Genomic DNA, 24724 nt, shown 5'->3' on the forward strand with positions numbered 1-24724 from the left:
GGTGCGCGAGTTCGCCCATGTGCACGTCGGTGAGCAGCACCCTGGGGTCGGGGTGCTGCTGGTGTCGCGGCCGCCGACCAATGCGCTGACCCGGCAGACCTACCGGGAGCTCATCGATGCGGCCGCCGAGGTGGCCGGTCGCGCCGACATCGCGACGGTGATCCTGTTCGGCGGGCACGAGATCTTCTCCGCCGGCGACGACGTCCCAGAACTGCGCACGCTCAATCGTGGGGAAGCCGAGGCCGCCGATCGGCTGCGCCGCGACGCCCTCGATGCGGTGGCGGCGATCCCGAAGCCGACGGTCGCGGCGATCACAGGCTACGCGCTGGGGACTGGCCTGGGCCTGGCGCTGGCCGCCGATTGGCGGGTCAGCGGCGACAACGTGAAGCTGGGCGCCACCGAAATCCTGGCCGGCCTGGTTCCCGGTGGCGGAGGGGGCGAACGGCTGGCCCGCGCGATCGGTCCGGCCCGCGCGAAGGACCTGGCATTCAGCGGCCGCTTCGTCGACGCCAAGGAGGCGCTGGCGATCGGGCTGATCGACGAGATGGTGGCCCCCGACCACGTCTTCGACGGTGCCGCAGCGTGGGCGAGCAGCTTCGTCGACGCGCCGCCGAGCGCGCTCGCCGGTGCCAAGGCGCTGATCGACGGCCGCCTCGATGCCGGTGAGCAGGCGCAACGCTACGGCGAGGTCTTCGCCGCCGGCGATTCCAGTTAGGCTGCCCTGATGACCACGATCGACCCGGCCCCCCAACCGCACGCCACTGCGGAACAAGTCGAGGCCGCGCTCAAGGACAGCAAGCTCGCCCAGATCCTGTACCACGACTGGGAAGCCGAGAGCTACGACGACAAATGGTCGATCTCCTATGACAAGCGCTGCGTGGACTACGCCCGCAACCTCTTCGACGCCACCGTCCCGCCCGAGGAGCTGCGCGAGCTGCCCTACGACCGTGCACTGGAGCTGGGCTGTGGCAGCGGCTTCTTCCTGCTCAACCTGATCCAGGCGGGGGTGGCCCGGCGCGGCTCGGTGACCGACCTGTCGCCGGGCATGGTCAAGGTCGCCACCCGCAACGGTGAGAACCTGGGCCTGGACATTGACGGCCGGGTCGCCGACGCCGAAGGCGTGCCCTACGAGGACGACACCTTTGACCTCGTCGTTGGTCATGCGGTACTGCACCACATTCCGGACGTGGAGAAGTCGCTGCGCGAGGTCGTGCGGGTGCTCAAGCCCGGTGGCCGGTTCGTCTTCGCCGGGGAACCCACCAGTGTCGGCAACACCTACGCGCGGTCGCTGTCGACGCTGACGTGGCGGGTCGCCACCAACGCCACCAAGTTGCCCGGCCTGCAGGGCTGGCGCCGGCCGCAAGCCGAGCTCGACGAGTCGTCGCGCGCCGCGGCGCTGGAGGCTGTCGTCGATCTGCACACCTTCGACCCCGAGGACCTCGAGCGGATGGCCCGCAGTGCCGGCGCCGTCGACGTGTCGACGTCGACCACCGAGTTCACCGCCGCGATGCTCGGGTGGCCGCTGCGCACCTTCGAGGCCGCGGTACCGCCCGGCAAGCTGGGCTGGGGCTATGCCAAGTTCGCGTTCAACAGCTGGATCGGCCTGAGCTGGGTGGACGACAACATCTGGCGCCGCGTGGTGCCCAAGGGCTGGTACTACAACGTGATGATCACCGGGGTCAAGCCGTCCTGACGTTCGGGCGCGACGACGTCACCTACCTTTCCAGTGACGCCGGTGTGGCGGCGTTGGCCGAGGTCGCCGGTTACCGGCTGACCGATGCCACCCGGCTCGCCGACGTCGCCGCGATCCGTAAGCGGTTCGGCGAGCGCGGCACCGCACTGATCGAGACGACGCTGTTGCGCCGCAAGGCCGTCGCCAAACTCGGTGACCTGGCGGAGGTGTCCGAGTGGTTGTTCACCGACGATGCGCTGCAGCAGGCCACCGCCGCGCCGGTGGCCCGGCACCGTGCCGCCCGGCTGGCCGGCGCGGTGGTGCACGACGCGACCTGTTCGATCGGTACCGAGCTGGCCGCGCTGCGCTCTACCGCGGCGATGATCGTCGGTAGCGACATCGACGAGGTCCGGCTGGCGATGGCCCACCACAACGTGCCCGACGTGACGCTGTGCCGCGCCGACGCGCTGCGTCCGGTCAGCCGCGACGCCGTGGTGCTGCTCGATCCGGCGCGCCGGTCCGGCGGCCGGCGTCGCTTCGACCCGCGCGACTACGTGCCGCCGCTGGATGCATTGTTCGACGCCTACCGCGGCCGCGCCACGGTTGTAAAGTGCGCGCCCGGAATCGATTTCGACGCCGTTCGACAGCTGGGTTTCGACGGTGAGATCGAGGTGACCTCGGCAGGCGGTTCGGTGCGGGAGGCATGTCTGTGGTCGCCCGCGCTGGCCACCCCGGCGGTGCGCCGCCGGGCCTGCGTTCTGGACCGCGACGAGGTGGTCACCGACGCCGATCCCGACGACTGCCCGACCCGCCCGGCCGGACGCTGGATCGTCGACCCCGACGGGGCGATCGTGCGCGCCGGACTGGTCCGTCACTACGCCGCCCGGCACGGGCTCTGGCAACTCGATCCGGAGATCGCTTACCTCAGCGGCGATCACGTGCCTGCCGGGGTGCGCGGCTTCGAAGTGCTCGACGAGCTGCCGCTGCGCGAAAAGGTGTTGCGCCAAGCACTCTCGCAGCGCGATTGTGGGCAGCTGGAGATCCTGGTGCGCGGCGTCGACATCGACCCCGACGCATTGCGGCGGCGGCTGCGACCGTCCGGCCGGACGGCGTTGTCGCTGGTGATCACCCGGATCGGTACCGGCGCGGGAGAGCGTACTTCGGTGTTCCTGTGCAGAGCATCGGCCGCACTCACGTAGCGCGGGTACGCTGGCGGGCAACGGCTACGGTGCCGTCTTCACAGCGCGAGGACGATCGACACATGCGCATTCTGACCCTGACCGCATTGCTGGCCGCGGCTGTTCTGATCGGCGAGCAAACCATCGGGGTGTCCGCCGCCGCGACCGACTGTGCGGCCATGGGCGGTACTCCGGAAGCCGACAACATCTGCCATGTGCATGCCGCCGATTCCGGCTACACCATGGACTTGCGGTTCCCGACCAACTACGCCGACGAGCAGGCGATCCTGGACTATCTGACGCAGAACCGCGACGGCTTCACCAACGTCGCGCAGACCCCCGCCGTGCGGAACGTGGCCTACGAAATGGACGTCACTACACAGTCATTCACCTCGGGACCGCCCACCGGCGGCACTCAGAGCGTGGTGCTCAAATTGTTCCAGGATGTCGGCGGCGCCCACCCGACCACCTGGTACAAGGCGTTCAACTACGATGTCGCGCACCGTAAGCCGGTCGCCTTCGACACGCTCTTCCCGCCGGATGCCAAGGCCGTCAACGCGATATTCCCGGTCGTGCAACGCGAATTGGAGCGCCAGACCGGTCTCACCGGGGCGATCGCCACCAGCGACGGGCTGGACCCGTCGCACTACCAGAACTTCGCCATCACCGACGACGCGGTGATCTTCTTCTTCGGTCAGGGTGAGCTGCTGCCGTCGGATGCCGGGGCAACCTCGGCGTCGGTGCCGCGGAGTGCATTGCCGCCGCTGCAACTGAGCTAGGCCGGGTCGAAGCTGTACAGCTGGCCCGAACTGGTGGCCACCACCACTCGGCGGTCGCGGCCCACCGACACTCCGACCGGGAAGCCGTCGGCCTGCGGCAGGGGATAGCTGTTGAGGGTGTGGCCGTCGGCGGGATCGAAGGCCAGCAGTGACAGTCCCGCGGGCGAACCGGCGGCCACCGTGTACGCCACGCCGCCGGCCTGACTCGACGTGCTCAGCGGAGTGACATCGTCGCGGCGCCAGGCCACCTGGCCGTGATCGCCCACGTCCTTGAGTGCGACGAGGTGCGTGTTGGGGCCGCCGCCGAGGAGGATTAGTCCATCGGGTGACACCGACGGCGGTGTCTGCGGCAGAAAGTCCAGTGGCACAGACCATTTCACCTTGCCATCGGAGGTTTTCAGTGCCCACAGCTTGCGATCGCGCCCGGTGACGTACACGGTGTTGCCGTCGGCCGACGCCACCGGTGCGGCCAGCACACCGTCGGCGATCGCGTCACTGGTCCATTCGCGGGTGAGGATCGGCGTCTGGCCCGGGTGGTATTGCAGGCCGACGAGCGTGGACGCTTTCGCACCGGGCTGCCACAGGCTCACCACGATCGTGTGGGTCGAGGCAGCGTAGGCCGGTGGCGCGGCCACCGGGCATTGCGGCAATGCGCGGGCGCAGTCGGTCAGCCCGCGGGTGGAGTCGGTCGGGTCGAGACCCTCGACGAGATCGAGTGGCGTGCCGGTCACGTCGCCGCCGTGTGAGTCGAACACCAGCACCTGCCCGAGGTGGGTGACGACCAGCAACTGGCCACCGCCGAGAAACCGTGCGGTCGTGGGCATTCCGATGACGTTCTGGCGCCAGCGGATCCACTGGGTGGGCGGGTAGGACTGCATCATGCCGGGCTGGCCGATGAACAGGTTGTCGAACTGGTCGAACAGCGGGCTGGCGAATCCGCCGCCCAGCACCATGCGGGTACACCACCGTTGCCGGCCGTTGTTGTCGTTCTCCCACACCATCAGCGAACAGCCGCCTGCGGTTTGGCCGTTCACTGCGAGATAGCTGCCGTCGCCCAACGCGGCGCCGGCGCCCAACTCACCTTTGACCGAGCGGCTCCACTTCAGCCGCAGGGCGGAGGCGCCGCCGGTGGCGGTGTAGCTGCTGTTGGCGGCGTCGCCGTATTGGGCCGACCAGCCGTGCGCGGCGGTGGAGTCGACCCACGAGTCGGTGTTGCCGCAACCGGCCAGGCCGGTCACGACCAGCGCGGCCGACGCCGAAGTCAGCAATCGCCGCAGCACCCGTGTCACCTTCCCATCACGTCGATCCCGAAACGGGACAGTACAGGCGAGGGTAACCCGCGCCGAACCTCCGTTAGGCTCTCAGCCCATGACGTCGATGTGGGGCTCGCCGGTCCACAAGAGGTGGAGGGGCTCGCGCCTGCGCGATCCGCGTCAGGCGAAGTTTCTGACCAAGGAGTCGTTGCGCTGGGTCATCAAGAACCGCGCGTACACCCCCTGGTACCTGGTGCGCTACTGGCGGCTGCTCAAGTTCAAGCTGACCAACCCGCACATCATCACCCGCGGCATGGTGTTCCTCGGCAAGGACGTCGAGATCCATGCGACCCCGGAACTGGCGCAGCTGGAGATCGGTCGCTGGGTGCACATCGGCGACAAGAACACCATCCGCGCCCACGAAGGCTCGCTGCGGTTCGGCGACAAGGTGGTGCTGGGCCGCGACAACGTCATCAACTGCTATCTCGACATCGAGTTGGGCGACTCGGCGCTGATGGCCGACTGGTGCTACGTCTGCGACTTCGACCACAAGATGGACAACATCGAGATGCCGATCAAGGACCAGGGCATCATCAAGAGCCCGGTGCGCATCGGGCCGGATACCTGGATCGCCGCCAAGGTGACCGTCCTGCGCGGCACCACGATCGGGCGGGGCTGTGTCCTCGGCGCCCACGCCGTGGTCAAGGGCGACATCCCCGACTTCTCGATCGCCGTCGGCTCACCGGCCAAGGTGGTCAAGAACCGTAAGCTCGCCTGGGACACCTCAGCGGCCCAGCGTGCCGAGCTCGCGGCAGCGCTGGCGGATATTGAACGCAAGAAGGCCTCGCGTCTAGAGGCTTAAGTCCCCTCTCCGTGGGTCTTTGGGCACTATCTTCGGGCGTTTCTCCGGAGTTATGCCAGAGACGTCCATTGATGTCTTCATCGGGGAGGGCAGTGTGAAAATTTCCAGTTCCATCAAGGCTGTACTGGCCATCGCGTTGAGCGCAATCATCGCGCTGGCGGCCGCACCGTTTTCGGCGGCGACGAACTTTCCCGTCGTCGGCAAGTTGGGTAGCGCGCTGACGATGACCGACAGCGTCGGCCAGGTCTCGTTGAGCTGGAAGGTCAGCGGCCTCAAACCCAGCAGCGACGTGATGCCGGGCTATCCGGTGGCCGGCAAGCTCTGGGAGGCGACCGCAACGGTCAACGCGATCAGTGGCCCGGTCACGCCTGCCATTTCGCAGTTCAACGCGGTCGCTCCGAATCAAGCCGCCTACCGGGTGCTGTGGATGGTGGCCGCGCCGTCGAACATCAGCGGTGCCACGATCCCGCAGGGCGCGACGGCGACAGGCAAGATCCACTTCGACGTCACCGGGCCGGCACCGACCACGATCACCATGAACAACGGCATGGAGGATTTGCTGATCTGGACGCCGTGAGGCCTCGCGGCCGAACAGCGGCTTCAGCCCTACCAGTCGATGGCGAACGAGTCGGCCAGTACGGCTTGACCGGCGGCGGTCACGGTGACGGCGCGTCCGCGCGCGGTGCGCGCCAGCCAGCCCGCCGACAGGAAGCGGTCCAGCAGTGCTCGGCCGATGCCGCCGCCGAGATGGTGGCGCTGTTCGGTCCAGTCCACGCAATAGCGGATCAGCGGCCGGCCGCCGGTCGGCAGCACGACGCCGAGGCCGTTGAGGAAGTCGCGTCCCGCGCCGGTCAGCTCGTAGCGGACGTCATGTCCGACGTTGCTCAGCGAGTCGTGGACGTCGCGGTCCGGGTCGTAGCGCCCGTCACCACCGATCAGGGCGCCGCGGTCCAGCAGCGAGCCCATGACCGCGACACCGAGCCGGCCGGCGAGGTGGTCGTAGCAGGTGCGCGCGGCGCGCAGCCGCGCGGCGCGGGTGCCTTCGCGCAGTGAGCGCACCGGGCGCGGCGGCGAGAGCCGAACCAGATTCTCCAGCAGCTCGGCGACGTGCGGTCCGGCCAGCCGGTAGTAGCGGTGCCGCCCGTGGGCCTCGACCCGCAGCAGTCCGGCCGCGGTCAACTTGGCCAGGTGGCTGCTGGCGGTGGGCCGGCTGACGCCGGCCTCGTCGGCGAGCACGCTGGCCGGCAGCGCCCGTCCGTCGTCGAGTGCGAGCAGCACGCTGCACCGCGCCGGGTCGGCCAGCAGGGACGCGACCGCGGCGATGTCCGCGTCGCCGACGCTGGGCAGTTCGGCGGCGTCACGCATGACAGGCCTCCTTCGGTGCCGGTGAAACGGGCACATCCTCTGGCTTACCCCACCGCACCGACACCAGCGCGGCGATCAACTGGACGGCCGCACCGACGACCGTCGCGGCGATCACCCCGCCACCGGAGCCGAACAGGGAGCCCAGCGCCGCTGTGCCGACCGTGATGCCCGTCAGCCGCGACAGGTTGACCAGTCCCGACCCCAGCCCGGTCCGCTCGGACGGGATCGCCGCGAGCGCCAGGCTCACTGCCGGCCCGGTCGTGATGGCCAGGCCCGCGCCGGTCAGCACCAGGGCCGCCTCGATCAGCCAGATCGGCGCGGTCGGCCCGGCTAGGCCGTACAGCAGCTGGGCGCCGGCCAGCGTCATCAGGCCCGCGGTGATCGCAATCCGGGGACCGGTTCGTCGCGCCGCCACGGTGACCACCGGGATCAGCACGAGATAGGTCAGCGGCATCGGAATGAACTCCAACGCCGTGGCCAGCGGGCCGGCACCGCGCTGCTGCTGGAAAGCGATGCTGTTGATCAGCACCAGACCGTAGGTGCCGAACGTCATCGCGAACGTGGCGGACAGCCCGACCGCCGTCGATCGCCGGCGCAGCAGGTCCGGCGGGATCATCGGACGGGCAATGCTGCGCTGCCGCACGACGAATCCCGCGAGGCACGCGAGGGCAACGACGGCGAGCCCGCTCGTGGGCATCACCCCGAGGTGGCGGCCCTGCACCAGCGCGAGCGTCAGCGTCGCCAGGCCGACGGCGGTCAGCAGTTGGCTGCCGACGTCGAGGCGGGAGTGGCGTGGATCCGACGATTCCAGCAGATACCGGTAGGTCATCGCCAACGCGGCGACGCCGACGGGAACGTTGAGCCAGAAGATCGAGCGCCAGCCGGCGGATTGGGTGAGGACCCCGCCGACGATGGGGCCCAGCGCCGTCGAGGACGCCGCCGCGATCGCCCACGCCGCGGTGGCGCGGGCCCGGCCGGCGGCGTCGGGAAAGGCGGCCGCCGCGATCGCCAGCCCCTGCGGCAGCATGACCGCGGCTGCCAGACCCTGTACTGCGCGACCGGTCAGCAGGACCGGCAGCGACGGTGCGAGGGCACAGCACAGCGACGCGGCCACGAACACGACGACGCCGAGACGCAACAGCCTGCGCCGGCCGACCGCGTCACCGAATGCACCGGCGCCGAGCAACAGCGCCGCGAACGTGAGGTTGTAGGCGTCGACTGTCCACTGCGCGGCCGTCAGGCCGCCACCGAGGTCGGTGCTGATCGCGGGCAGCGCCAGATTGACGGCGTTGCTGTCGATCAGGCCCAGCACCAGCCCGAGGTAGGCGGCGACCAGAGTCAGCGTCGAGGAGCGAGTTGAAGGCATATCCGCACGCTAGGTGCGGAATGATTCGACGCCCGTCGAACTATGAGCGCCCCGGCAGGGCGTGCTCGACGATCGGCCGGCGCGACAGTGGATCACGTTCGTGGCGCTTGGCGGCCAGGTACACCTGCGCGGTCTCGGCGGCCACGGTGTGCCAGTCGAAATCGGAGGTCAGCCGTTCCCGTGCGGCGATCGCCCGCTGTTGTGCGGCGACGGGATCGTCGAGAACGCGACGTACCGCCGCGGCCAGCGCCGTGACGTCGCGCGGAGGGAAGGACACCCCGGTCTCGCCGTCGATCACCGCCTCGCCGAGTCCGCCGACGTTGGAGGTGACCAGGGGAATGCCCGCCGCGGCCGCTTCGAGTGCGGCGATGCCGAACGGCTCGTAGTGGCTGGGCAGCACGGCGACGTCGGCGCGGCGCATCAGCCGAAGCAGCTCGTCGTGGTCAACCAGACCGGCGAAGTGAACGGCCTTGAGCACCTTGTGCTTTCGAGCCACCTCCACCAGCCAGTCCTGCTGGGTGCCGTCACCGGCGATGGTCAGCGTCGTCCCCGGATGGGTGCGCCGGATCCGGGGCAGTGCGGCGATGGCCTCGTGCACGCCCTTCTCGTATTCCAGCCGGCCGATGTACAGCAGTTCCGGCGGCCCAGGATGAGCTTGGCGATGCGCGAAGGGCCAACGGCTGGAATCGATCCCGTTGCGGATCACCACGATCTCGGCCAGATCGGGGCCGAACAGTTCGGAGATCTCGTCGGCCATCGACGCCGAGCAGGCGATCAGCGAGTCGGACTCCCGAACGAACCAGGATTCGACGGCGTGCACCTGACGGCTGATCTGCCCGGACACCCAGCCGGAGTGCCGCCCGGCTTCAGTGGCGTGGACGGTGGAAACCATTGGCACATCGAAGAACTCGGCCAGCGCGATGGCCGGGTGGGCAACGAGCCAGTCGTGGGCGTGCACGATGTCGGGCTGCCAGCCCTTGGCCTGCAACGTCAGACCGGCGCGAATCATGGCGTGGCCCATGGCCATTGTCCAGGCCATGATGTCGCGACCGAAGTCGAACTCGTGCGGGTCCTGCGCGGCGGCGATCACCCGCACGCCTTCGTGGACCTCGTCGGTGGTCGGGTGTGTGCTGGGATCGGTGCCCGACGGCCGTCGGGCCAGCACCACGACCTCGTGACCGTCAGCGGCCAGCGCGGTCGCCAATTGGTAGACGTGCCTGCCCAATCCGCCGATGATCACCGGTGGGTACTCCCACGACACCATCAGGATCTTCATCGGGGCAACCGTCGTGCGTCGAGTGCGCCGAACAATCCGTCGGCCCGGTTCCAGCCGGCGGCCAGCCGCTCGGCCGCGTCGCGGCGTCCCGAGGCCAGCGCGTCCGAGATCTCGCGGGCGGCATGGGCGTGCAGGTGCGCGCGGTAGCGCGCGTAGTCGGCCGCGGAGTCCTTGCTGACCATGAACGGCCAGTCGCTGGACACTGTCAGTAGCGTTTCGCGCAGGATTTGGTCGGCGACGAAATCCCGGCTGGGGGAGGATCCGTTGTGCGCCAGGGCCTTATCGACCGTCGCCAGTGCGGTGTCGACGACCTCGGTGTTGAGCTGCACCAGATCGGCCACCTGCTCGCCGGCCCACACTTGCCAATCCTTGCCGGATCCCCAAGAGCTGGGCGGCAATTCGACGGGCGCACCGACGAACCCGGCCTCCAGCGCGTCGTTGAGCGTGCCCACCCGAATACCGGCCTCGGGCAGTGCGCGCAGCAGCCGCTCCAGCCAGATCGGGCCCTCGTACCACCAGTGGCCGAACAACTCGGTGTCGAAGGCGGCGATCACATGCGCGGGACGACCGATGCGTTGTGACTCCGAGATCAGGCGCTGGCGGACGACGCCGACGAAATCGGCGACATGGCTGTCGATCGCCTTGTCGGCACGCTGCGGGTCGTAGGGCGCCTTCGCATCGGAGTCGACGTTGCGGCCGGTGACCCGGGCCGGCTTGAGTCCCGTCAGGTGGTCGTAGGTGTGGAAGTCGCGGTATGCGGCGTGCCCGGGGTAACCCGACTTCGGGGACCACACCCGGTAACTGACCTGCAGGTCGCGGCCGAACGCCACCACGTCCGTCGCCCCGACCGGCCGGCCCAGCGCGGTGTCGCCGTGCAGCGAAGGCCCGTCGACCATGAAATGCCCGACGCCCGCGGCGGCATAGTCGTGTTCCATGCCTGGGGCGTAAGCACATTCGGGTGCCCAGATGCCCTTCGGCGTGTGCGCGAACCGCTGGCCGGCATCGGCAAGTCCTTCGCGCAGCGCGAATTCGCGCAACCGCGGATTGAGCAGCGGCTGGAACGGGTGGGCGAGCGGCCCTCCCAACAGTTCGACGGTGCCGGCGTCGATCAGCTGACGCAGCAAAGGGCTGGCGCCGTGGCGCCAGAGCGTGCCGAACTCATCGAGTGCGCGACCGGCTTCCTCGTACTCGCGAATGCCGAACTCGCGCAACGCTTCCGGAGTCGTCGCGGTGCCGGCCTCGGCACCGGTCGGGGTGCGCAGGGTGGCTGCTTCCAGTGCCCGCAGCTGCCAGTTGGCCAGCCAGCGGTGCATGCCGTCCAGGCAGTAGGGATCGTCGAGCTGCGCGGTGACCACCGGGGTCATGCCCAAGGTCAGCACGCCGCGCCGGCCCTCGGCGGCCAGTGTCCGCAGCACCCGCATCAGCGGCAGATAGGCCGCCGACCACGACTGGTAGAGCCATTCCTCGCCGACCGGCCAGCGGCCGTGGTGGGCAAGCCACGGCAGGTGGGTGTGCAGGACCAGGGTGAACTGGCCAGGCACCTGCTCCGACCTCATACGCGCACCGCGATCGCCACCAGATCCAGGCTTTCGTCGATGTCGCGCTCGCCGGAGTCGAGAATGTCGAAGTCCTCACAGCGCACGGCCGCCACGTCAGCCAGCAGATCGTCGGACCACGCCGCGTCGGCCAACGCCCGCTCGATCTGCGCGCCGATGATCGAGCCGCCGTGGCGCTCGTCCATCGCAACCAGACCCGGGCCGTGAAAGACCCCGCTCATCGAGCGCATCTGGAATCCGCCGTCGGTCAGCAGCTCCTCGAGTTCGCGCGCGTTGAGCTCGCGAGTGTGGAACGGGTTGACCGGGCTGTCCAGCCCGGGGGAGAAGGTGATGCGGTTCGGTGTCGACATCAGCAGCAGACCGCCAGGTCGCAGTACCCGCGCGCATTCGGCCACGAATTGTGGCTGATCCCACAGATGTTCGATGACCTGGAAGTTCACCACAATGTCAACTGAAGCGTCGGGCAGCGGCAGCGCCGCCAGGTTGCCCTCGACGACCTCGACGCGGGGATAGCGCGCACCCACGTGTGCAACGGTGGCGGCGTCGTAGTCCACGGCCACCACCCGGCGCGCGACCGAGGCGATCAGGTCGGCGCCGTAGCCCTCGCCGCACCCGGCTTCCAGCACGTCACGACCTGCGCAAAGGTCCAGCAGGCGGCGATAGACGACCTCGTGGCGGCGGAACCAGTAGTTCTCTTCAGCCAGCCCGGGGATAGTCCGTTCGCCGGTGAGCGGAAGACCGCTGTCACCTGCGTCAGTTACGAATGCGCTCATTGCAAGGCAGGCTAACCCGAAGTTGGCGGTTCGCGAACTGCTCGGTACCGATGGGCTGCTAATACACAAACTTCGACCAGCTATGGTGTTTCTGCGAACCACTCTAAGTTACCGATGGGTAACATGATGTGTGTTGCGGAATGACCAAAAAGTCTTGCGACCTTCTCTGGCCGCGGGACGCCTGCCAGGAGGACGTAGAAGACTCATGACGAACATCGTGGTCCTGATCAAACAGGTCCCAGACACGTGGTCCGAGCGCAAGTTGTCCGACGGTGACTACACCCTCGACCGCGACGCTGCCGACGCCGTGCTGGACGAGATCAACGAGCGCGCCGTCGAGGAAGCGCTGCTGATCAAGGAGCGTGAAGGCGACGCCGCGGGCACCGTCACCGTGCTGACCGCTGGCCCCGAACGCGCCACCGAGGCGATCCGCAAGGCGCTGTCGATGGGCGCCGACAAGGCCGTGCACCTGCTCGACGAGGGCCTGCACGGATCCGACATGGTGCAGACCGGCTGGGCGCTGGCCCGCGCGCTGGGCGCCATCGAGGGCACCGAGCTGGTCATCGCCGGCAATGAGGCCACCGACGGCACCGGCGGTGCGGTCCCGGCCATCATCGCCGAGTACCTGGGCCTGCCCCAGCTGACGCATCTGCGCAAGGTCACCGTCGAGGGCGGCAAGATCAGCGGCGAGCGCGAGACCGACGAGGGTGTGTTCACCGTCGAGGCCTCACTGCCCGCGGTCATCAGCGTCACCGAGAAGATCAACGAGCCGCGCTTCCCGTCCTTCAAGGGCATCATGGCCGCGAAGAAGAAGGAAGTGACCACCCTGACGCTGGCCGAGATCGGCGTGGAGGGCGATGAGGTCGGCCTGGCCAACGCCGGTACGTCGGTGGTGTCCTCGACGCCGAAGCCGCCGAAGACCGCAGGCGAGAAGGTCACCGACGAAGGCGACGGCGGCACCAAGGTCGCCGAGTACCTGGTCGCTCAAAAGATCATCTAACCCTTCCCCGGACATTCGAAAGACTAAGAGGCTGAACAGCAATGGCTGAAGTACTTGTGCTCGTCGAGCACGCTGAAGGTGCGGTGAAGAAAGTCACCGCCGAGCTCATCACCGCCGCTCGCACCCTGGGTGAGCCGTCCGCCGTCGTGATCGGTGCCCCCGGCACCGCCGCGCCGCTGGTCGACGCGCTCAAGGAGGCCGGTGCGGCCAAGATCTACGTCGCGGAGTCGGATGACGCCGAGGCCTACCTGATCACCCCGTTCGTCGACGTGCTGGCGTCGCTGGTGGAGTCGGCCACCCCGGCCGCCGTGCTGCTGGCTGCCAACGCCGACGGCAAGGAGATCGCCGGCCGGCTGGCCGCACGGACCGGCGCGGGCGTGCTGTCCGACGTCGTCGAGGTGAAGGAGGGTGGCTCGGCCATCCACAGCATCTTCGGTGGCGCCTTCACCGTCGAGGCCAAGGCCAACGGTGACACCCCGGTGATCACCCTGCGCCCCGGCGCCGTCGACGCTGCGCCGCAGGCCGGTGCCGGCGAGCAGGTGAACGTCGAGGTGCCCGCCCAGGGCGAGAACGCCACCAAGATCACCAAGCGCGAGCCGGCCGTGGCCGGTGACCGCCCGGAGCTCACCGAGGCCAGTGTCGTGGTCTCCGGTGGTCGCGGTGTCGGCAGCGCCGAGAAGTTCTCGGTGGTCGAGGAGCTCGCCGACTCGCTCGGTGGCGCCGTGGGTGCCTCGCGTGCCGCCGTGGACTCCGGCTACTACCCGGGCCAGTTCCAGGTGGGCCAGACCGGCAAGACGGTCTCGCCGCAGCTGTACATCGCGCTGGGCATCTCGGGCGCGATCCAGCACCGCGCCGGTATGCAGACGTCCAAGACGATCATCGCCGTGAACAAGGACGAAGAAGCCCCGATCTTCGAGATCGCCGATCTCGGCATCGTCGGTGACCTGTTCAACGTCACGCCGCAGCTGACCGAGGCGGTCAAGGCCCGCAAGGGTTAATCACGTCGGAAAGGCCCCCGGCACCGGTTTCCGGTGTTCGGGGGCCCTTCGCTTTTATTGGTCATCGAGCGTGCACGAACACGTCACGCGGGCGTTGACATCCCGCTGAACGCCTCAGCAACCGTGCAGTTATGAGCACTGCATCTGTACTCATAGCCCCCGACCACACCGAATCCGCCGCACTGCGCGGCCCGCGCTACTCGCTGCTGCTGTCCACCGACCCCACCCTGATCGATGCGGCCCAGCGGCTGCGCCATCAGGTGTTCACCACCGAACCCGGTTACGCACTGCCCGCCGAGGGTGACGGCCGTGACGCCGACCGGTTCGACGAATTCTGCGATCACCTCCTGGTGCGTGAGGACACCTCGGGAGAACTCGTCGGCTGCTATCGCATGTTGCCGCCGCCCGGTGCGATCGCCGCCGGAAGTCTCTACACCGCAACAGAATTCGACATCAGCGCGCTCGACGCGCTGCGGCCGTCGCTGGTGGAGATGGGCCGCGCCGTGGTGCGCGCCGACCACCGCAACGGCGCGGTGGTGCTGCTCATGTGGGCCGGCATCCTGGCCTATCTGGACCGCTGCGGATACGACTACGTCACCGGATGTGTGTCGGTGCCGACGCACTCGGAAGACCCGGCGGGTGCACCGCCAGGTACTCAGATTCGCGGCGTCCGCGACTTCGTGTTGCGCCGTCACGCCGCCGCCCCGGAACACACGGTGTACCCGTATCGCCCGGTGGTGCTGGGCGGGGTGGGCCTCGACGACATCGCGCCGCCGACCAGGCCGACCATGCCGCCGCTGATGCGCGGTTATCTGCGGCTCGGCGCGCGGGTGTGCGGAGAGCCGGCCCACGATCCCGAGTTCGGTGTCGGTGATTTCCCGGCCCTGCTGGACAAGCGGCAGGCCGATACGCGCTACCTGACCAGGCTGAGGTCGGTATCGGCGGCCAGTGAGATGGCCGACGGAGTCGAGGGGGCGGCATGACGACGACCGAGCACGCCTGGCTGCCGCGGGCGTTATGTGACGACAGCTGTGTGCGCGCCGGTGATGCTCCGCCGTCGCGGCGGATGGTCGCGACGGTTCGCGCGACCACGCGCATCACGGCGGCGCTGATGATGCTGATGGTGGTGCCGCTGCTCGCGGTGCCGATGCCCGGTCGCGGGCGTGTGCAGCGGTTCTACTGCCGCACCTTTCTGCGCTGTCTCGGTGTGCGAATCACGGTGTCCGGCGGCCCGATTCGCAACCTGCGCGGTGTGCTGGTGGTCAGCGGCCACGTGTCCTGGGTGGATATCTTCGTCATCGGCTCGGTGCTGCCCGGCGCATTCGTCGCCCGCGCCGATCTGATCGACTGGCCCGCCGTGGGCCTGGCCGCCCGGATCATGAAGGTCATCCCAATCGACCGGGCCAGCCTGCGCCGGCTGCCGCAGGTGGTCGCCACCGTGGCCGAACGGCTGCGCAACGGCCAGACCGTCGTCGCGTTCCCCGAAGGGACCACCTGGTGCGGCCTGGCCTACGGCCAGTTCCGTCCGGCGATGTTCCAGGCCGCCGTCGATGCGGGTCGGCCGGTCCAGCCGCTGCGGCTGACCTATCACCACCGCGATGGCAGGCCATCGACCGTGACCGCGTTCGTCGGTGACGACACGCTGTGGCAGTCGCTGAGCCGCACGGTTCGCACCCGGGTGACCGTCGTCGACGTCGAGGTGGCCTCCCTGGAGCTGCCCGGCGCCGACCGGCGCGAACTGGCGGCGCGCTGCGAGGTGGCCGTGCGGGGGCAGATCGCCCCGCGCTTCGAGCACAGTCACGCGCTGGCGGGCTGATTTCGACGCCGAACGTCACCCCCGAGTCACGTTGGGCGTCGAGCGTCACGCTGGAGTGACGTTCGGCGTGGTTAGGGCGTCCTGCCGGGGCCGGTATCCTGGACGGGCTATGAGCCCGACCGCCGGTCCGGTGTATCTCGACCACGCTGCCACCACCCCGATGCATCCCGCTGCCATCGAGGCGATGACGGCTGCCCTGGCCACCGTCGGTAACGCGTCGTCGTTGCACACCTCGGGCCGCGACGCCCGGCGGCGAATGGAGGAGGCCCGCGAGAGCATCGCGGCGCGCCTGGGCGCCCGGCCGTCGGAAGTGATCTTCACCGCAGGCGGCACCGAGAGCGACAACCTCGCTGTCAAAGGGATCTACTGGGCGCGGCGCGACGCCGAGCCCGCCCGCCGCCGCATCGTCACCACCGCCGTCGAACACCATGCGGTTCTCGACGCCGTCACCTGGCTGGCCGAACATGAGGGCGCCGAGGTGACGTTCCTGCCCACCGAACCCGACGGGTCGGTGACGGCGGGTGCGCTGCGCGACGCGCTGACCGAACACGACGACGTGGCGGTCGTCTCGGTGATGTGGGCCAACAACGAGGTCGGCACGATCATGCCGATCGCCGAACTGGCCGCGGTGGCCGCCGAGTTCGACGTTCCGATGCACAGCGACGCCGTCCAGGCGGTCGGACACATTCCGGTGGACTTCGCCGGCTCCTCGCTCTCGGCGTTGAGCCTGGCCGCACACAAGTTCGGCGGACCGACCGGTGTGGGTGCGCTGCTGCTGCGCCGCGCCACCGCCTGCGTCCCGTTGCTGCACGGCGGCGGGCAGGAGCGCGATGTCCGTTCCGGCACACCGGATGTCGCGGGCGCCGTCGCGATGGCGGCGGCGACCGACGCCGCCGTCGAATCGCTCGACGCCACCGGCGCCCGACTGCGCGGCCTGCGCGAGCGACTGATCAGCGGTGTGCTGGGTTCGATCGCCGATACACAGGTCAACGGCGCGCTGGGTGATCGTCGGCTGCCGGGCAATACCCACTTCACGTTCCGCGGCTGTGAGGGCGACTCGCTGCTGATGTTGTTGGACGCCAACGGAATCGAGTGCTCGACCGGATCGGCCTGCACGGCCGGGGTGGCCCAGCCGTCGCATGTCCTGCTGGCCATGGGCGCCGACCCCGAAGCAGCTCGCGGATCGTTGCGATTCTCGTTGGGTCACAACAGCACTGAAGCCGATATCGACGCCGCCCTGCGGGTGCTGCCCGCCGTCGTCGAGCGGGCTCGTCAGGCTGCGCTGGCCAGTTCGTCGCTGGGGGCGCTGCAATGAGGGTGCTGGCAGCGATGAGCGGTGGCGTCGATTCCTCGGTGGCCGCCGCGCGAATGGTCGACGCCGGCCACGAGGTCGTCGGCGTGCACCTGGCGCTGTCCCGTCAGCCCGGCACGCTGCGGACCGGTTCGCGTGGCTGCTGCTCCAAAGAGGACGCCGGGGACGCCCGCCGGGTCGCCGACGTGCTCGGAATCCCGTTCTACGTATGGGATTTCGCCGACAGGTTCGCCGAAGAGGTGATCGACGACTTCGTCTCCTCCTACGAGCGTGGCGAAACCCCCAACCCGTGCGTGCGCTGCAACGAGAAGATCAAGTTCTCCGCGCTGGCGGCCAAGGCGCTGGCCCTGGGCTTCGATGCGGTGGCCACCGGGCACTACGCCCGGCTCTCCGAGGGCCGGTTGCGTCGCGCGGTCGACGTCGATAAGGACCAGTCCTACGTGCTCGGCGTGCTGACCGCTCAGCAGTTGCGCCACGCCGCGTTCCCGATCGGTGACACTCCCAAGCCGGCGATCCGCCAGGAAGCCGCAGACCGCGGGCTCTCCGTCGCCGAGAAGCCGGACAGCCACGACATCTGCTTCATCCCCTCCGGTGACACCCAGGCGTTCCTCGGCGCGCGGATCGTGGTGCGACGCGGAACGGTCGTCGACGACGCCAGCGGCGCGGTGCTGGCCGAGCACGACGGGGTGCACGGATTCACCATCGGCCAGCGCAAGGGCCTCGGCATCGCCGGCCCCGGACCCGACGGTCTGCCGCGTTACGTCACCGCGATCGACGCCGAATCGCAGACGGTGCGGGTGGGCGCGAAAGAAGACCTCGAAGTGCGGTCGCTGACCGGCACGCGCCCGGTGTTCACCTCCGGTGTCGCGCTCGCCGGACCGGTCGAATGCGAGGTGCAGGTGCGCGCCCACGGCGGTGTGGTGCCTGCCGTCGCCGAAGTGGTCGGCGACGAGCTGAACGTGGCCCTGCGCACCCCCCTGCGCGGCGTCGCGCCGGGACAGACACTCGTGCTCTACCGGCCTGACCCGGCCGGCGACGAGGTGATCGCCAGCGCGACGATCAGCCGCCGGGAATCTTGTTGAGGATGTTCGTCATCATGATCTCGGGCACCGAATCACCGAAACCGCAGAACGTGACCTCCACCAGAACCGAAGACTTCAGCCGGTAGTTGCGGCCGCACCGACCGGGCCGGGTGCTCAGCGACTGTGTGTCGCCGTCGACGTCACCGACCAGCCCGGCGCCCATGGACCCGTCGGCGCAGCGATGCACTGTGGTGGAGAGGGTGTTGAACGCCTGCTGTGCGGTGGCCCCGTCGCGGTAGGCCGCGGCCGCTTCGGAGATCAGTGCGCGCCGCGGCGGGTACTGAAAGCTGGTCTTGTGGAAGTCCTCGACGTCGGTCCCGAAGGTGTCGGTCTCGGCGAACAGGAAGCGGCAATCCCGGGGCACCGCCTCGGCGAGGGGCTCGACGTCCACCATCGACTTGCCGTCCATGCTCGGGATGATCGTCACGTCTTGGCCGCCGCCGGTGATCGCCTGGACCTGCGCCTGGCTGAGCATCACCTGGTCGACGTCGATGATGCCCGGGGGACTGAACGGCGGCTCGCCCAGGGCGCGCAGCGGCGCCCCGTCGACCCACTGGGTGCAGCCCGTCAGCAGGGCCGCCGCTGCGCAGCAGGCCACTGCAGCGCGCACCGTCATCCCATCACGTTATGCCCCCGGCCGTGCGGCGCGCCGGGTGTGTCCAATACGGTTGCCCGGTGAGTGTTTTCGCGGCGGCCACCGGTATCGGTTCGTGGCCGGGGTCGGCGCCGCGGGAAGCCGCCGAGATCATGGTCGGGGAGTTGCATCAACTGCCGCATCTGGTGGAACTGCCGGCCCGCGGCGTGGGTGCGGACATGATCGGCCGGGCCGGCGCACTGCTGGTCGACATCGCCATCGACACCGTCCCGCGTGGCTACCGGATCGCGGCGCGCCCGGGTGCGGTGACCCGGCGGGCGAAGAGCCTGCTCGACGAGGACATCGACGCCATCGAGGAGGCCTGGGAGAAGGCCGGCGGCCCTGATTCGGGGCGGCCGGTCAAGGTGCAGGCACCGGGTCCCATCACGCTGGCCGCGCAGCTGGAGCTGTCCAACGGTCATCGGGCGCTGACAGACGCGGGTGCGGTGCGCGATCTGGCGTCGTCACTGGCCGAGGGGGTGGCAAGGCACCGGGCCGAGCTGGCCCGGCGGTTGGCCACGACGGTAGTCGTGCAATACGACGAGCCGGTGCTGTCGGCGGCGCTGGCCGGCCGGCTGACCGGGGTGACGGCGCTGAACCCGGTGCATCCGGTCGACGAGGCGGTGGCGATCGGCCTGCTCGACGAGTGCGTGGCCGGCGCGGGTACCGAGGTGCTGCTGCACAGCTGCGCGGACGTCCCATGGAATGTCCTGCAGCGCAGCAGTATCCATGCTGTCGCGGTGGATGTGAGCACACTCGGCGATGCTGATTACGACGGGGTGGGGGAGTTCCTGGACTCGGGCCGTGCAGTGGTGTTCGGTCTGGTGCCGACGAGTGCCCCGGCGGCCAGGCCGTCCGCCGAGGAGGTGGCCGCAGCGGCCGTCGCGATCACCGATCGAATCGGATTCTCCCGCAACGCGATCCGCGACCGCGTCGGCATCAGCCCGGCCTGCGGGCTGGCCGGGTCCGACGCTGCGTGGGCGCGGGTCGCGATCGGGTTGTGCCAGCGGGCGGCGACCGCGGTCGCTGATGATCCGGACGCGATCTGACCGTCCTGCGTACCCGTCCGGGAAAAATCAAGTGGTCGACTACTCGTAGCGCCCGACGTCTGTGCCCCTAGCGTTCGGATCAGCGATGGTTCGACGTCAGGGGTGGGACATGGCGGTACTGGGTGAACGGGCTGTTGTACTCGGCGCGAGCATGGCCGGCATGCTCGCCGCCAGGGTGGCCGCCGAACACTATCGGTCGGTGGTGGTGGTCGACCGCGATATACCGCCCGCGCGGCCGGTGCACCGCCGCGGAGTGCCACAGGCCGCTCATGGTCACGTGCTCCAAGCGGGCGGGGTCGCCATCCTCGACGAACTCCTTCCCGGTGTCCTCGCCGAGATGGTCGCCGACGGAGCGCCGGTCTGGAGCGACGGCGACCTCGGCCGGGTGTACGTCGAGTACGGCGGGCATCGGTTCCTGCGGTCTGGATGCCTACCCAATCCGGTGGCCGCGTACATGCCCAGCCGGCCATTCCTGGACTGGCATGTGCTGAAGCGTCTTTCAGCGTTGTCGAACGTCACTGTGCTCAGTGGCCACGACGTGGTCGGGCTGACGTCGTCACCGGACCGTCGGCGGGTGACCGGAGTGCTGGTCGCGCGCCGGGGTGCCACCGAGGCGGCCACGGAGTTGGACGCGGACTTGGTCATCGACGCCAGCGGCCGAGGATCCCGGGCGCCGGTGTTCTTGGACGATCTGGGGTACGGCCGCCCGCGCGAGGACGAGCTGACGGTGAACCTGTGCTACACCAGTCAATGGTTGCGAATTCCGGCCGGCGCGATCCACGAACACATGGTGGCGACCTTCCCCAAGCCCGGAGAGACGACCACCGTCGCCCTGCTCAACCACGAGAACGGCACCTGGCTGATGACTGTCGGCGTGATGGCGGGCAACGCGCCTGTCGAGGACTTTGCCGGCATGCTGCGCCTCGCGCGGCGACGACTCCCGAGGCACCTTCTCGAGGTACTCGAATCCGCCGCACCGGTCGGGAACACCGCGCACTACCGCACCCCGTCGAGCCGGTGGCGCCGCTACGACGAGATGCACCGGCGGCCCCAGGGGTTCATCGTCACTGGTGATGCGGTGTGCAGCTTCAACCCGATTTACGGACAAGGGATGACGGTGGCGGCTTTGGAAGCGCTCGCGCTGCAGCGTTGTCTGCGCGGAGGCGACCAGGATCTACCGCGGCGGTTCTTCCGGGCCGCCAGCAAGGTCGTCCGGGTGGCGTGGCGCAATGCCGTCAGCGCAGACCTCTCGCTGCCGGAAATCGAGGGTGAGCGCACCGTCGGGATGCGGATCAACAACAAGTTCGCCGACATGGTGCTCACTGCCGTCGAGACGGATCTGGTGGTCAACAGCCAGTTCTTCCGGGTGTTGAGCATGCTCGATTCGCCGGCCCGGCTGATGCGACCGTCGATCCTTGCGCGCGTAGCACGAGCTAATTTTGCACGGCCGCAACGGGTTCCAGACCGAGAGGTGGCGCTGGCGAGCTAGCTGTCCAGCTGCTTGACCAATCGCGCGGGGGCCTGCAGTCGGAACGAGGCATCGATCAGCTCGGCGACTTCGGCCCAGTCGATCTTGGCGGCGTCGAAGTCCAGGCCCAGCCAGCCGTACGGACCCAGATACGCCGGGTAGAAGAACCGGTGATCCTGCTGCAGCGCTTCGCGCTCGCTGTCGTCCACCTTCACCAGCAGTGCGTGGGCGTACCGGATCATCGGGCCGCTGGGGTTTCTCTGACTGCCGCCGTAGACGGCGAACATCTTCGGCGCCGAGAACGTCGGCCGGCCGTGCGAGATCTTCTCGGTGGCCTCGGGCAACGCCAGCGCGATCTCGCGCACCCGGGCCAGGATCGGGTCGGCGTCGTCGAACATGATCGGATGCGGCATGGATCCCACCTTCCCATGGCCGACGGCGTCGGTGGGCTCCGATAGCCTGCGAGGGTGGCTTCACAGACGTCCGATCCCGAGGTTGATCCCATCGATCCGGATGTGCGGCGGCGTTGGCAGGATCTTGCCGAAGAGGTGCGTGAGCATCAGTTCCGCTACTACATCAAGGACGCGCCGATCGTGTCCGACGCGGAGTTCGACAAGCTGTTCAACGAGCTGCTCGCCCTCGAGGAGCGCTTCCCCGAGCTTCGGGTTCCCGACTCGCCCACCCAGCTGGTCGGCGGTGCCGGGTTCGCCACCGACTTCGCCGAGGCAGCCCACCTCGAACGCATGCTCAGCCTCGACGACGTGTTCAACACCGAGGAGCTGGCGGCCTGGTCCAACCGGGTGGAAGCCGAGATCGGCAAAGACCCGCAGTACCTCTGCGAGCTGAAGATCGACGGTGTCGCGATCGCCCTGGTGTACCGCAACGGCCGGCTGGAGCGTGCCGCCACCCGCGGTGACGGCCGGGTCGGCGAGGACGTCACCAACAACGCCCGCACCATCGACGACATCCCCGAAAACCTCACCGGGACAGATGAATACCCCGTGCCTGCGCTCCTGGAGGTGCGCGGCGAGGTGTTCTTCCGGGTGGCTGACTTCGAGAACCTCAACGCCAGCCTGGTGGAGGAGGGCAAGGCGCCGTTCGCCAACCCGCGCAACAGCGCGGCCGGCTCACTGAGGCAGAAGAATCCGGCGGTCACCGCGCGGCGGCGGCTGCGGATGATCTGCCACGGCCTGGGCCGCGCGGAGTTTTCGGCAGGCTATGCCCCCGCCTCCCTGCACGACACCTACTTCGCCCTGAAGGCCTGGGGTCTGCCGGTCTCCGACCACACCACTCGGGTGGCGGGGCTCGCCGCTGTCGAGGAGAAGATCGTCTACTGGGGCGAGCGCCGCCACGAGATCGAGCACGAAATCGACGGTGTGGTGGTCAAAGTCGACGACTTCGCTCAGCAACGCCGCCTCGGCGCCACCTCCCGCGCGCCGCGCTGGGCGTGCGCGTACAAGTACCCGCCGGAGGAAGCCCAGACCAAGCTGCTCGACATTCAGGTCAACGTCGGCCGCACCGGCCGCGTCACCCCGTTCGCGATGATGACGCCGGTGAAGATCGCCGGGTCGACCGTGGGCATGGCCACCCTGCACAACGGGTCGGAGGTCAAGCGCAAGGGTGTCCTGATCGGCGACACGGTGATGATCCGCAAGGCCGGTGACGTCATCCCCGAGGTGTTGGGTCCCGTCGTCGACCTGCGCGACGGCTCCGAGCGCGAATTCGTGATGCCCACCCACTGCCCGGAGTGCGGCACCCCCTTGGCCCCGGCGAAGGAGGGTGACGTCGACATCCGCTGCCCCAACGCTCGGTCGTGTCCCGCGCAGCTGCGCGAGCGGGTGTTCCACCTGGCCGGGCGCGGCGGGCTGGATATCGAAGGGTTGGGCTATGAGGCGGCGACCGCGTTGCTGGCGGCCAAGGTCATCACCGACGAAGGTGACCTGTTCAGCCTCACCAGCGCCGACCTGCTGACCTCGGATTTCTTCAAGACCAAGGACGGTGCGCTGTCGGCTAACGGCGCCCGGTTCCTGGTCAATCTGCAACAGGCCAAGGACCGGCCGCTGTGGCGGATCCTGGTGGCGCTGTCCATCCGGCACGTCGGGCCGACCGCGGCCCGCGCGCTGGCGGTGGCGTTCGGCAGCCTCGACGCCATCATGGCGGCGTCCGAGGAACAGCTCGCCGACGTCGAGGGTGTCGGACCGACGATCGCGGCCGCCCTGGTCGAGTGGTTCGCCGTCGACTGGCATCGCGCGATCGTCGACAAGTGGCGGGCGGCCGGCGTGCGGATGGAAGACGTTCGCGACTCGTCGATAACGCCTACGCTGCAAGGGCTTTCGATCGTGGTCACCGGGTCGCTGCCGAACTTCTCCCGCGATGAGGCCAAGGAGGCGATCATCAGCCGCGGCGGTAAGGCGGTCGGCTCGGTGTCGAAGAAGACCTCCTACGTCGTGGCGGGAGATTCGCCGGGCTCGAAGTACGACAAGGCTGTCGAGCTGGGTGTACCGATCCTCGACGAGGACGGGTTTCGCACCCTGCTGGAACAGGGCCCGCCGCCCGCCGACGCCGATTCCGACGCCGACGAGTGAGTCAGCGCAGGATCGTCGCGACGATCCCGGCCAGGTAGCCCAGCCGGGCCACCTCGGACGGACGGAACAGCGGGCCGCCCGGGCGGCCAAGCAGCACAGCGGTATTCGGATCACCCAGCGGCGCGGCGGCCAGTGTGGTGTCCATGTCGCGCCACACCTGCGGCACCCACTCGGCGGTGCCGTCGAGAGCCTCGGCGTGCGTCAGTGGCAGCCACGGCGCCGACGTGGCCGGGGTCTCCGGTGCACCGGGGCTGCCGACAATGCGCTCGACGCCCGACTCCGAGTTGCGCGCCACCGTGCACCAGCCCACCCGCAGCACGCGCGGGGCCTCCTCAGCGAGCACCTGCAGCTTGGCGTCCCGGCTGCCGGCCGCGGCGATGTGGTCGATCAGCTCCAGTTCGCGGTGGGCCTCCAGCAGCCCGGTGTGCGGCCGAATGGTGTCGACCCGCACACCCTTGATCTGCTCGGCGGCCGTGATCAACCTGTCGGGCATCGCGCCTAGCGGCAGTTCGACCACCAGGTCGTCGATCGCCCAGCCGGCTCCGCGCTCGACGACGTCGAGGGACAGGATGTCGGCGCCGACGGTGCCCAGGGCGACGGCGAGCGAGCCGAGGCTACCGGGCCGGTCGACCAGCTGGACCCGCAGCAGATACGAAGGCACGCGGACACTGTTTCATAGCCGCGCAGACTCAGCATTCCG

24 protein-coding genes are annotated in these 24724 nt (G+C 69.0%); 15 read left to right on the forward strand and 9 right to left on the reverse strand.

The features are described from left to right. The first annotated feature begins 1 nt into the window (after nucleotide 1). The 4 genes from K0O64_RS09510 to K0O64_RS09525 all read left to right on the forward strand — a co-directional run bounded on the left by K0O64_RS09510 (nucleotide 2) and on the right by K0O64_RS09525 (nucleotide 3629). On the forward strand, nucleotides 2-715 hold the full coding sequence (locus tag K0O64_RS09510; protein WP_220046294.1) for an enoyl-CoA hydratase: 714 nt from the start codon (nucleotides 2-4) through the stop codon (nucleotides 713-715). Nucleotides 716-724: 9 nt separating this feature from the next. Further along, nucleotides 725-1693 (forward strand): class I SAM-dependent methyltransferase, encoded by a 969-nt coding sequence (locus K0O64_RS09515; protein ID WP_071946546.1) that lies wholly within the window; start codon nucleotides 725-727, stop codon nucleotides 1691-1693. After that, complete coding sequence (locus tag K0O64_RS09520; RefSeq protein ID WP_425574834.1) at nucleotides 1651-2871, forward strand: THUMP-like domain-containing protein; 1221 nt, start codon at nucleotides 1651-1653, stop codon at nucleotides 2869-2871. The genes K0O64_RS09515 and K0O64_RS09520 overlap by 43 nt, the downstream gene beginning before the upstream one ends. 62 nt (nucleotides 2872-2933) lie before the next feature. Further along, a complete protein-coding gene (locus tag K0O64_RS09525) occupies nucleotides 2934-3629 on the forward strand; it encodes an esterase (protein ID WP_071946544.1) in 696 nt (231 codons plus the stop codon). Here K0O64_RS09525 and K0O64_RS09530 read toward each other — a convergent pair. Beyond that, entirely contained in the window at nucleotides 3626-4909 is a 1284-nt protein-coding gene (locus K0O64_RS09530; protein ID WP_096310947.1) for a BamB-related PQQ repeat family beta-propellar protein, read from the reverse strand. The two genes, K0O64_RS09525 and K0O64_RS09530, sit on opposite strands and share 4 nt — an antisense overlap. Nucleotides 4910-4997: 88 nt before the next feature. On the opposite strand from K0O64_RS09530, the gene K0O64_RS09535 reads away from it, so the two are divergent. Together K0O64_RS09535 and K0O64_RS09540 are read left to right on the forward strand one after the other, a co-directional pair. Then, on the forward strand, nucleotides 4998-5744 hold the full coding sequence (locus tag K0O64_RS09535; protein WP_071946540.1) for an acyltransferase: 747 nt from the start codon (nucleotides 4998-5000) through the stop codon (nucleotides 5742-5744). A gap of 94 nt (nucleotides 5745-5838) precedes the next feature. Then, complete coding sequence (locus K0O64_RS09540) at nucleotides 5839-6321, forward strand: MPT63 family protein (protein ID WP_071946538.1); 483 nt, start codon at nucleotides 5839-5841, stop codon at nucleotides 6319-6321. 29 nt (nucleotides 6322-6350) lie between these two features. On the opposite strand, the gene K0O64_RS09545 is transcribed toward K0O64_RS09540, so the two are convergent. The 5 genes from K0O64_RS09545 to K0O64_RS09565 are packed head-to-tail and all read right to left on the reverse strand — an operon-like array spanning nucleotide 6351 to nucleotide 12149. After that, nucleotides 6351-7109: an ArsR/SmtB family transcription factor gene (locus K0O64_RS09545; RefSeq protein WP_071946536.1), complete on the reverse strand. Its 759-nt coding sequence runs from the start codon at nucleotides 7107-7109 to the stop codon at nucleotides 6351-6353. Beyond that, nucleotides 7102-8475, reverse strand: a complete 1374-nt coding sequence (locus K0O64_RS09550; protein WP_071946534.1) for an MFS transporter — start codon at nucleotides 8473-8475, stop codon at nucleotides 7102-7104. The genes K0O64_RS09545 and K0O64_RS09550 overlap by 8 nt, the downstream gene beginning before the upstream one ends. Nucleotides 8476-8515: 40 nt before the next feature. Then, nucleotides 8516-9751, reverse strand: a complete 1236-nt coding sequence (locus tag K0O64_RS09555; RefSeq protein ID WP_220046295.1) for a glycosyltransferase family 4 protein — start codon at nucleotides 9749-9751, stop codon at nucleotides 8516-8518. Continuing rightward, the gene (locus K0O64_RS09560; protein ID WP_220046296.1) at nucleotides 9748-11307 is read right to left on the reverse strand and encodes a 1,4-alpha-glucan branching protein domain-containing protein; all 1560 of its coding nucleotides are present in this window, start codon (nucleotides 11305-11307) and stop codon (nucleotides 9748-9750) included. Before K0O64_RS09560 ends, K0O64_RS09555 begins: the two co-directional genes overlap by 4 nt. Then, nucleotides 11304-12149, reverse strand: a complete 846-nt coding sequence (locus K0O64_RS09565; protein ID WP_425574831.1) for a class I SAM-dependent methyltransferase — start codon at nucleotides 12147-12149, stop codon at nucleotides 11304-11306. The genes K0O64_RS09560 and K0O64_RS09565 overlap by 4 nt, the downstream gene beginning before the upstream one ends. A 136-nt stretch (nucleotides 12150-12285) precedes the next feature. Here K0O64_RS09565 and K0O64_RS09570 point away from each other — a divergent pair, with 136 nt between their 5' ends. From K0O64_RS09570 to mnmA, 6 genes are all read left to right on the forward strand, one after another. Then, nucleotides 12286-13080 carry an electron transfer flavoprotein subunit beta/FixA family protein gene (locus K0O64_RS09570; protein ID WP_071946525.1) on the forward strand — a complete coding sequence of 265 codons (795 nt, stop codon included), beginning with the start codon at nucleotides 12286-12288 and terminating at the stop codon, nucleotides 13078-13080. Nucleotides 13081-13121: 41 nt separating this feature from the next. Further along, the gene (locus K0O64_RS09575; RefSeq protein WP_071946523.1) at nucleotides 13122-14078 is read left to right on the forward strand and encodes an electron transfer flavoprotein subunit alpha/FixB family protein; all 957 of its coding nucleotides are present in this window, start codon (nucleotides 13122-13124) and stop codon (nucleotides 14076-14078) included. A gap of 131 nt (nucleotides 14079-14209) precedes the next feature. Next, on the forward strand, nucleotides 14210-15061 hold the full coding sequence (locus K0O64_RS09580; protein WP_220046298.1) for a GNAT family N-acetyltransferase: 852 nt from the start codon (nucleotides 14210-14212) through the stop codon (nucleotides 15059-15061). Then, nucleotides 15058-15894 carry a lysophospholipid acyltransferase family protein gene (locus K0O64_RS09585; RefSeq protein WP_220046299.1) on the forward strand — a complete coding sequence of 279 codons (837 nt, stop codon included), beginning with the start codon at nucleotides 15058-15060 and terminating at the stop codon, nucleotides 15892-15894. The genes K0O64_RS09580 and K0O64_RS09585 overlap by 4 nt, the downstream gene beginning before the upstream one ends. Before the next feature lie 109 nt (nucleotides 15895-16003). Beyond that, the gene (locus K0O64_RS09590; protein WP_220046300.1) at nucleotides 16004-17209 is read left to right on the forward strand and encodes a cysteine desulfurase family protein; all 1206 of its coding nucleotides are present in this window, start codon (nucleotides 16004-16006) and stop codon (nucleotides 17207-17209) included. Continuing rightward, nucleotides 17206-18288, forward strand: a complete 1083-nt coding sequence (gene mnmA, locus K0O64_RS09595) for a tRNA 2-thiouridine(34) synthase MnmA (RefSeq protein WP_220046301.1) — start codon at nucleotides 17206-17208, stop codon at nucleotides 18286-18288. Before K0O64_RS09590 ends, mnmA begins: the two co-directional genes overlap by 4 nt. On the opposite strand, the gene K0O64_RS09600 is transcribed toward mnmA, so the two are convergent. Continuing rightward, complete coding sequence (locus tag K0O64_RS09600; RefSeq protein WP_220046302.1) at nucleotides 18266-18904, reverse strand: sensor domain-containing protein; 639 nt, start codon at nucleotides 18902-18904, stop codon at nucleotides 18266-18268. The genes mnmA and K0O64_RS09600 overlap by 23 nt on opposite strands. A 59-nt stretch (nucleotides 18905-18963) precedes the next feature. Between K0O64_RS09600 and K0O64_RS09605 the strand changes: the two genes are divergently transcribed. Both K0O64_RS09605 and K0O64_RS09610 read left to right on the forward strand, forming a co-directional pair. Then, nucleotides 18964-19971: a uroporphyrinogen decarboxylase/cobalamine-independent methonine synthase family protein gene (locus K0O64_RS09605; protein ID WP_220046303.1), complete on the forward strand. Its 1008-nt coding sequence runs from the start codon at nucleotides 18964-18966 to the stop codon at nucleotides 19969-19971. A 109-nt stretch (nucleotides 19972-20080) separates the two neighbouring features. Then, nucleotides 20081-21460 (forward strand): FAD-dependent oxidoreductase, encoded by a 1380-nt coding sequence (locus K0O64_RS09610; protein WP_220046304.1) that lies wholly within the window; start codon nucleotides 20081-20083, stop codon nucleotides 21458-21460. Here the strand turns inward: K0O64_RS09610 and K0O64_RS09615 are convergent. After that, nucleotides 21457-21852, reverse strand: coding sequence for an MmcQ/YjbR family DNA-binding protein (locus tag K0O64_RS09615; protein WP_220046305.1), 396 nt, complete (start codon nucleotides 21850-21852; stop codon nucleotides 21457-21459). The two genes, K0O64_RS09610 and K0O64_RS09615, sit on opposite strands and share 4 nt — an antisense overlap. 90 nt (nucleotides 21853-21942) lie before the next feature. Between K0O64_RS09615 and ligA the strand changes: the two genes are divergently transcribed. Further along, nucleotides 21943-24024 (forward strand): NAD-dependent DNA ligase LigA, encoded by a 2082-nt coding sequence (gene ligA, locus K0O64_RS09620; protein ID WP_096312774.1) that lies wholly within the window; start codon nucleotides 21943-21945, stop codon nucleotides 24022-24024. 1 nt (nucleotide 24025) lies between these two features. Here the strand turns inward: ligA and K0O64_RS09625 are convergent, their stop codons facing one another. Next, the gene (locus K0O64_RS09625) at nucleotides 24026-24685 is read right to left on the reverse strand and encodes an ACT domain-containing protein (RefSeq protein WP_096310962.1); all 660 of its coding nucleotides are present in this window, start codon (nucleotides 24683-24685) and stop codon (nucleotides 24026-24028) included. Between the last annotated feature and the right edge of the window lie 39 nt (nucleotides 24686-24724).

Source organism: Mycolicibacterium pallens, assembly GCF_019456675.1.
Classification (GTDB): Bacteria; Actinomycetota; Actinomycetes; order Mycobacteriales; family Mycobacteriaceae; genus Mycobacterium; species Mycobacterium crocinum.

Bases quoted from the DNA above. Each gene is read 5' to 3' on its own strand.
- K0O64_RS09515 (WP_071946546.1), top strand. From the start codon at position 725: ATGACCACGATCGACCCGGCCCCCCAACCGCACGCCACTGCGGAACAA.
- K0O64_RS09525 (WP_071946544.1), top strand. From the start codon at position 2,934: ATGCGCATTCTGACCCTGACCGCATTGCTGGCCGCGGCTGTTCTGATC.
- K0O64_RS09535 (WP_071946540.1), top strand. From the start codon at position 4,998: ATGACGTCGATGTGGGGCTCGCCGGTCCACAAGAGGTGGAGGGGCTCG.
- K0O64_RS09545 (WP_071946536.1), bottom strand. From the start codon at position 7,109: ATGCGTGACGCCGCCGAACTGCCCAGCGTCGGCGACGCGGACATCGCC.
- K0O64_RS09550 (WP_071946534.1), bottom strand. From the start codon at position 8,475: ATGCCTTCAACTCGCTCCTCGACGCTGACTCTGGTCGCCGCCTACCTC.
- K0O64_RS09555 (WP_220046295.1), bottom strand. From the start codon at position 9,751: ATGAAGATCCTGATGGTGTCGTGGGAGTACCCACCGGTGATCATCGGC.
- K0O64_RS09560 (WP_220046296.1), bottom strand. From the start codon at position 11,307: ATGAGGTCGGAGCAGGTGCCTGGCCAGTTCACCCTGGTCCTGCACACC.
- K0O64_RS09570 (WP_071946525.1), top strand. From the start codon at position 12,286: ATGACGAACATCGTGGTCCTGATCAAACAGGTCCCAGACACGTGGTCC.
- K0O64_RS09575 (WP_071946523.1), top strand. From the start codon at position 13,122: ATGGCTGAAGTACTTGTGCTCGTCGAGCACGCTGAAGGTGCGGTGAAG.
- K0O64_RS09580 (WP_220046298.1), top strand. From the start codon at position 14,210: ATGAGCACTGCATCTGTACTCATAGCCCCCGACCACACCGAATCCGCC.
- K0O64_RS09585 (WP_220046299.1), top strand. From the start codon at position 15,058: ATGACGACGACCGAGCACGCCTGGCTGCCGCGGGCGTTATGTGACGAC.
- K0O64_RS09590 (WP_220046300.1), top strand. From the start codon at position 16,004: ATGAGCCCGACCGCCGGTCCGGTGTATCTCGACCACGCTGCCACCACC.
- mnmA (WP_220046301.1), top strand. From the start codon at position 17,206: ATGAGGGTGCTGGCAGCGATGAGCGGTGGCGTCGATTCCTCGGTGGCC.
- K0O64_RS09600 (WP_220046302.1), bottom strand. From the start codon at position 18,904: ATGACGGTGCGCGCTGCAGTGGCCTGCTGCGCAGCGGCGGCCCTGCTG.
- K0O64_RS09610 (WP_220046304.1), top strand. From the start codon at position 20,081: ATGGCGGTACTGGGTGAACGGGCTGTTGTACTCGGCGCGAGCATGGCC.
- K0O64_RS09615 (WP_220046305.1), bottom strand. From the start codon at position 21,852: ATGCCGCATCCGATCATGTTCGACGACGCCGACCCGATCCTGGCCCGG.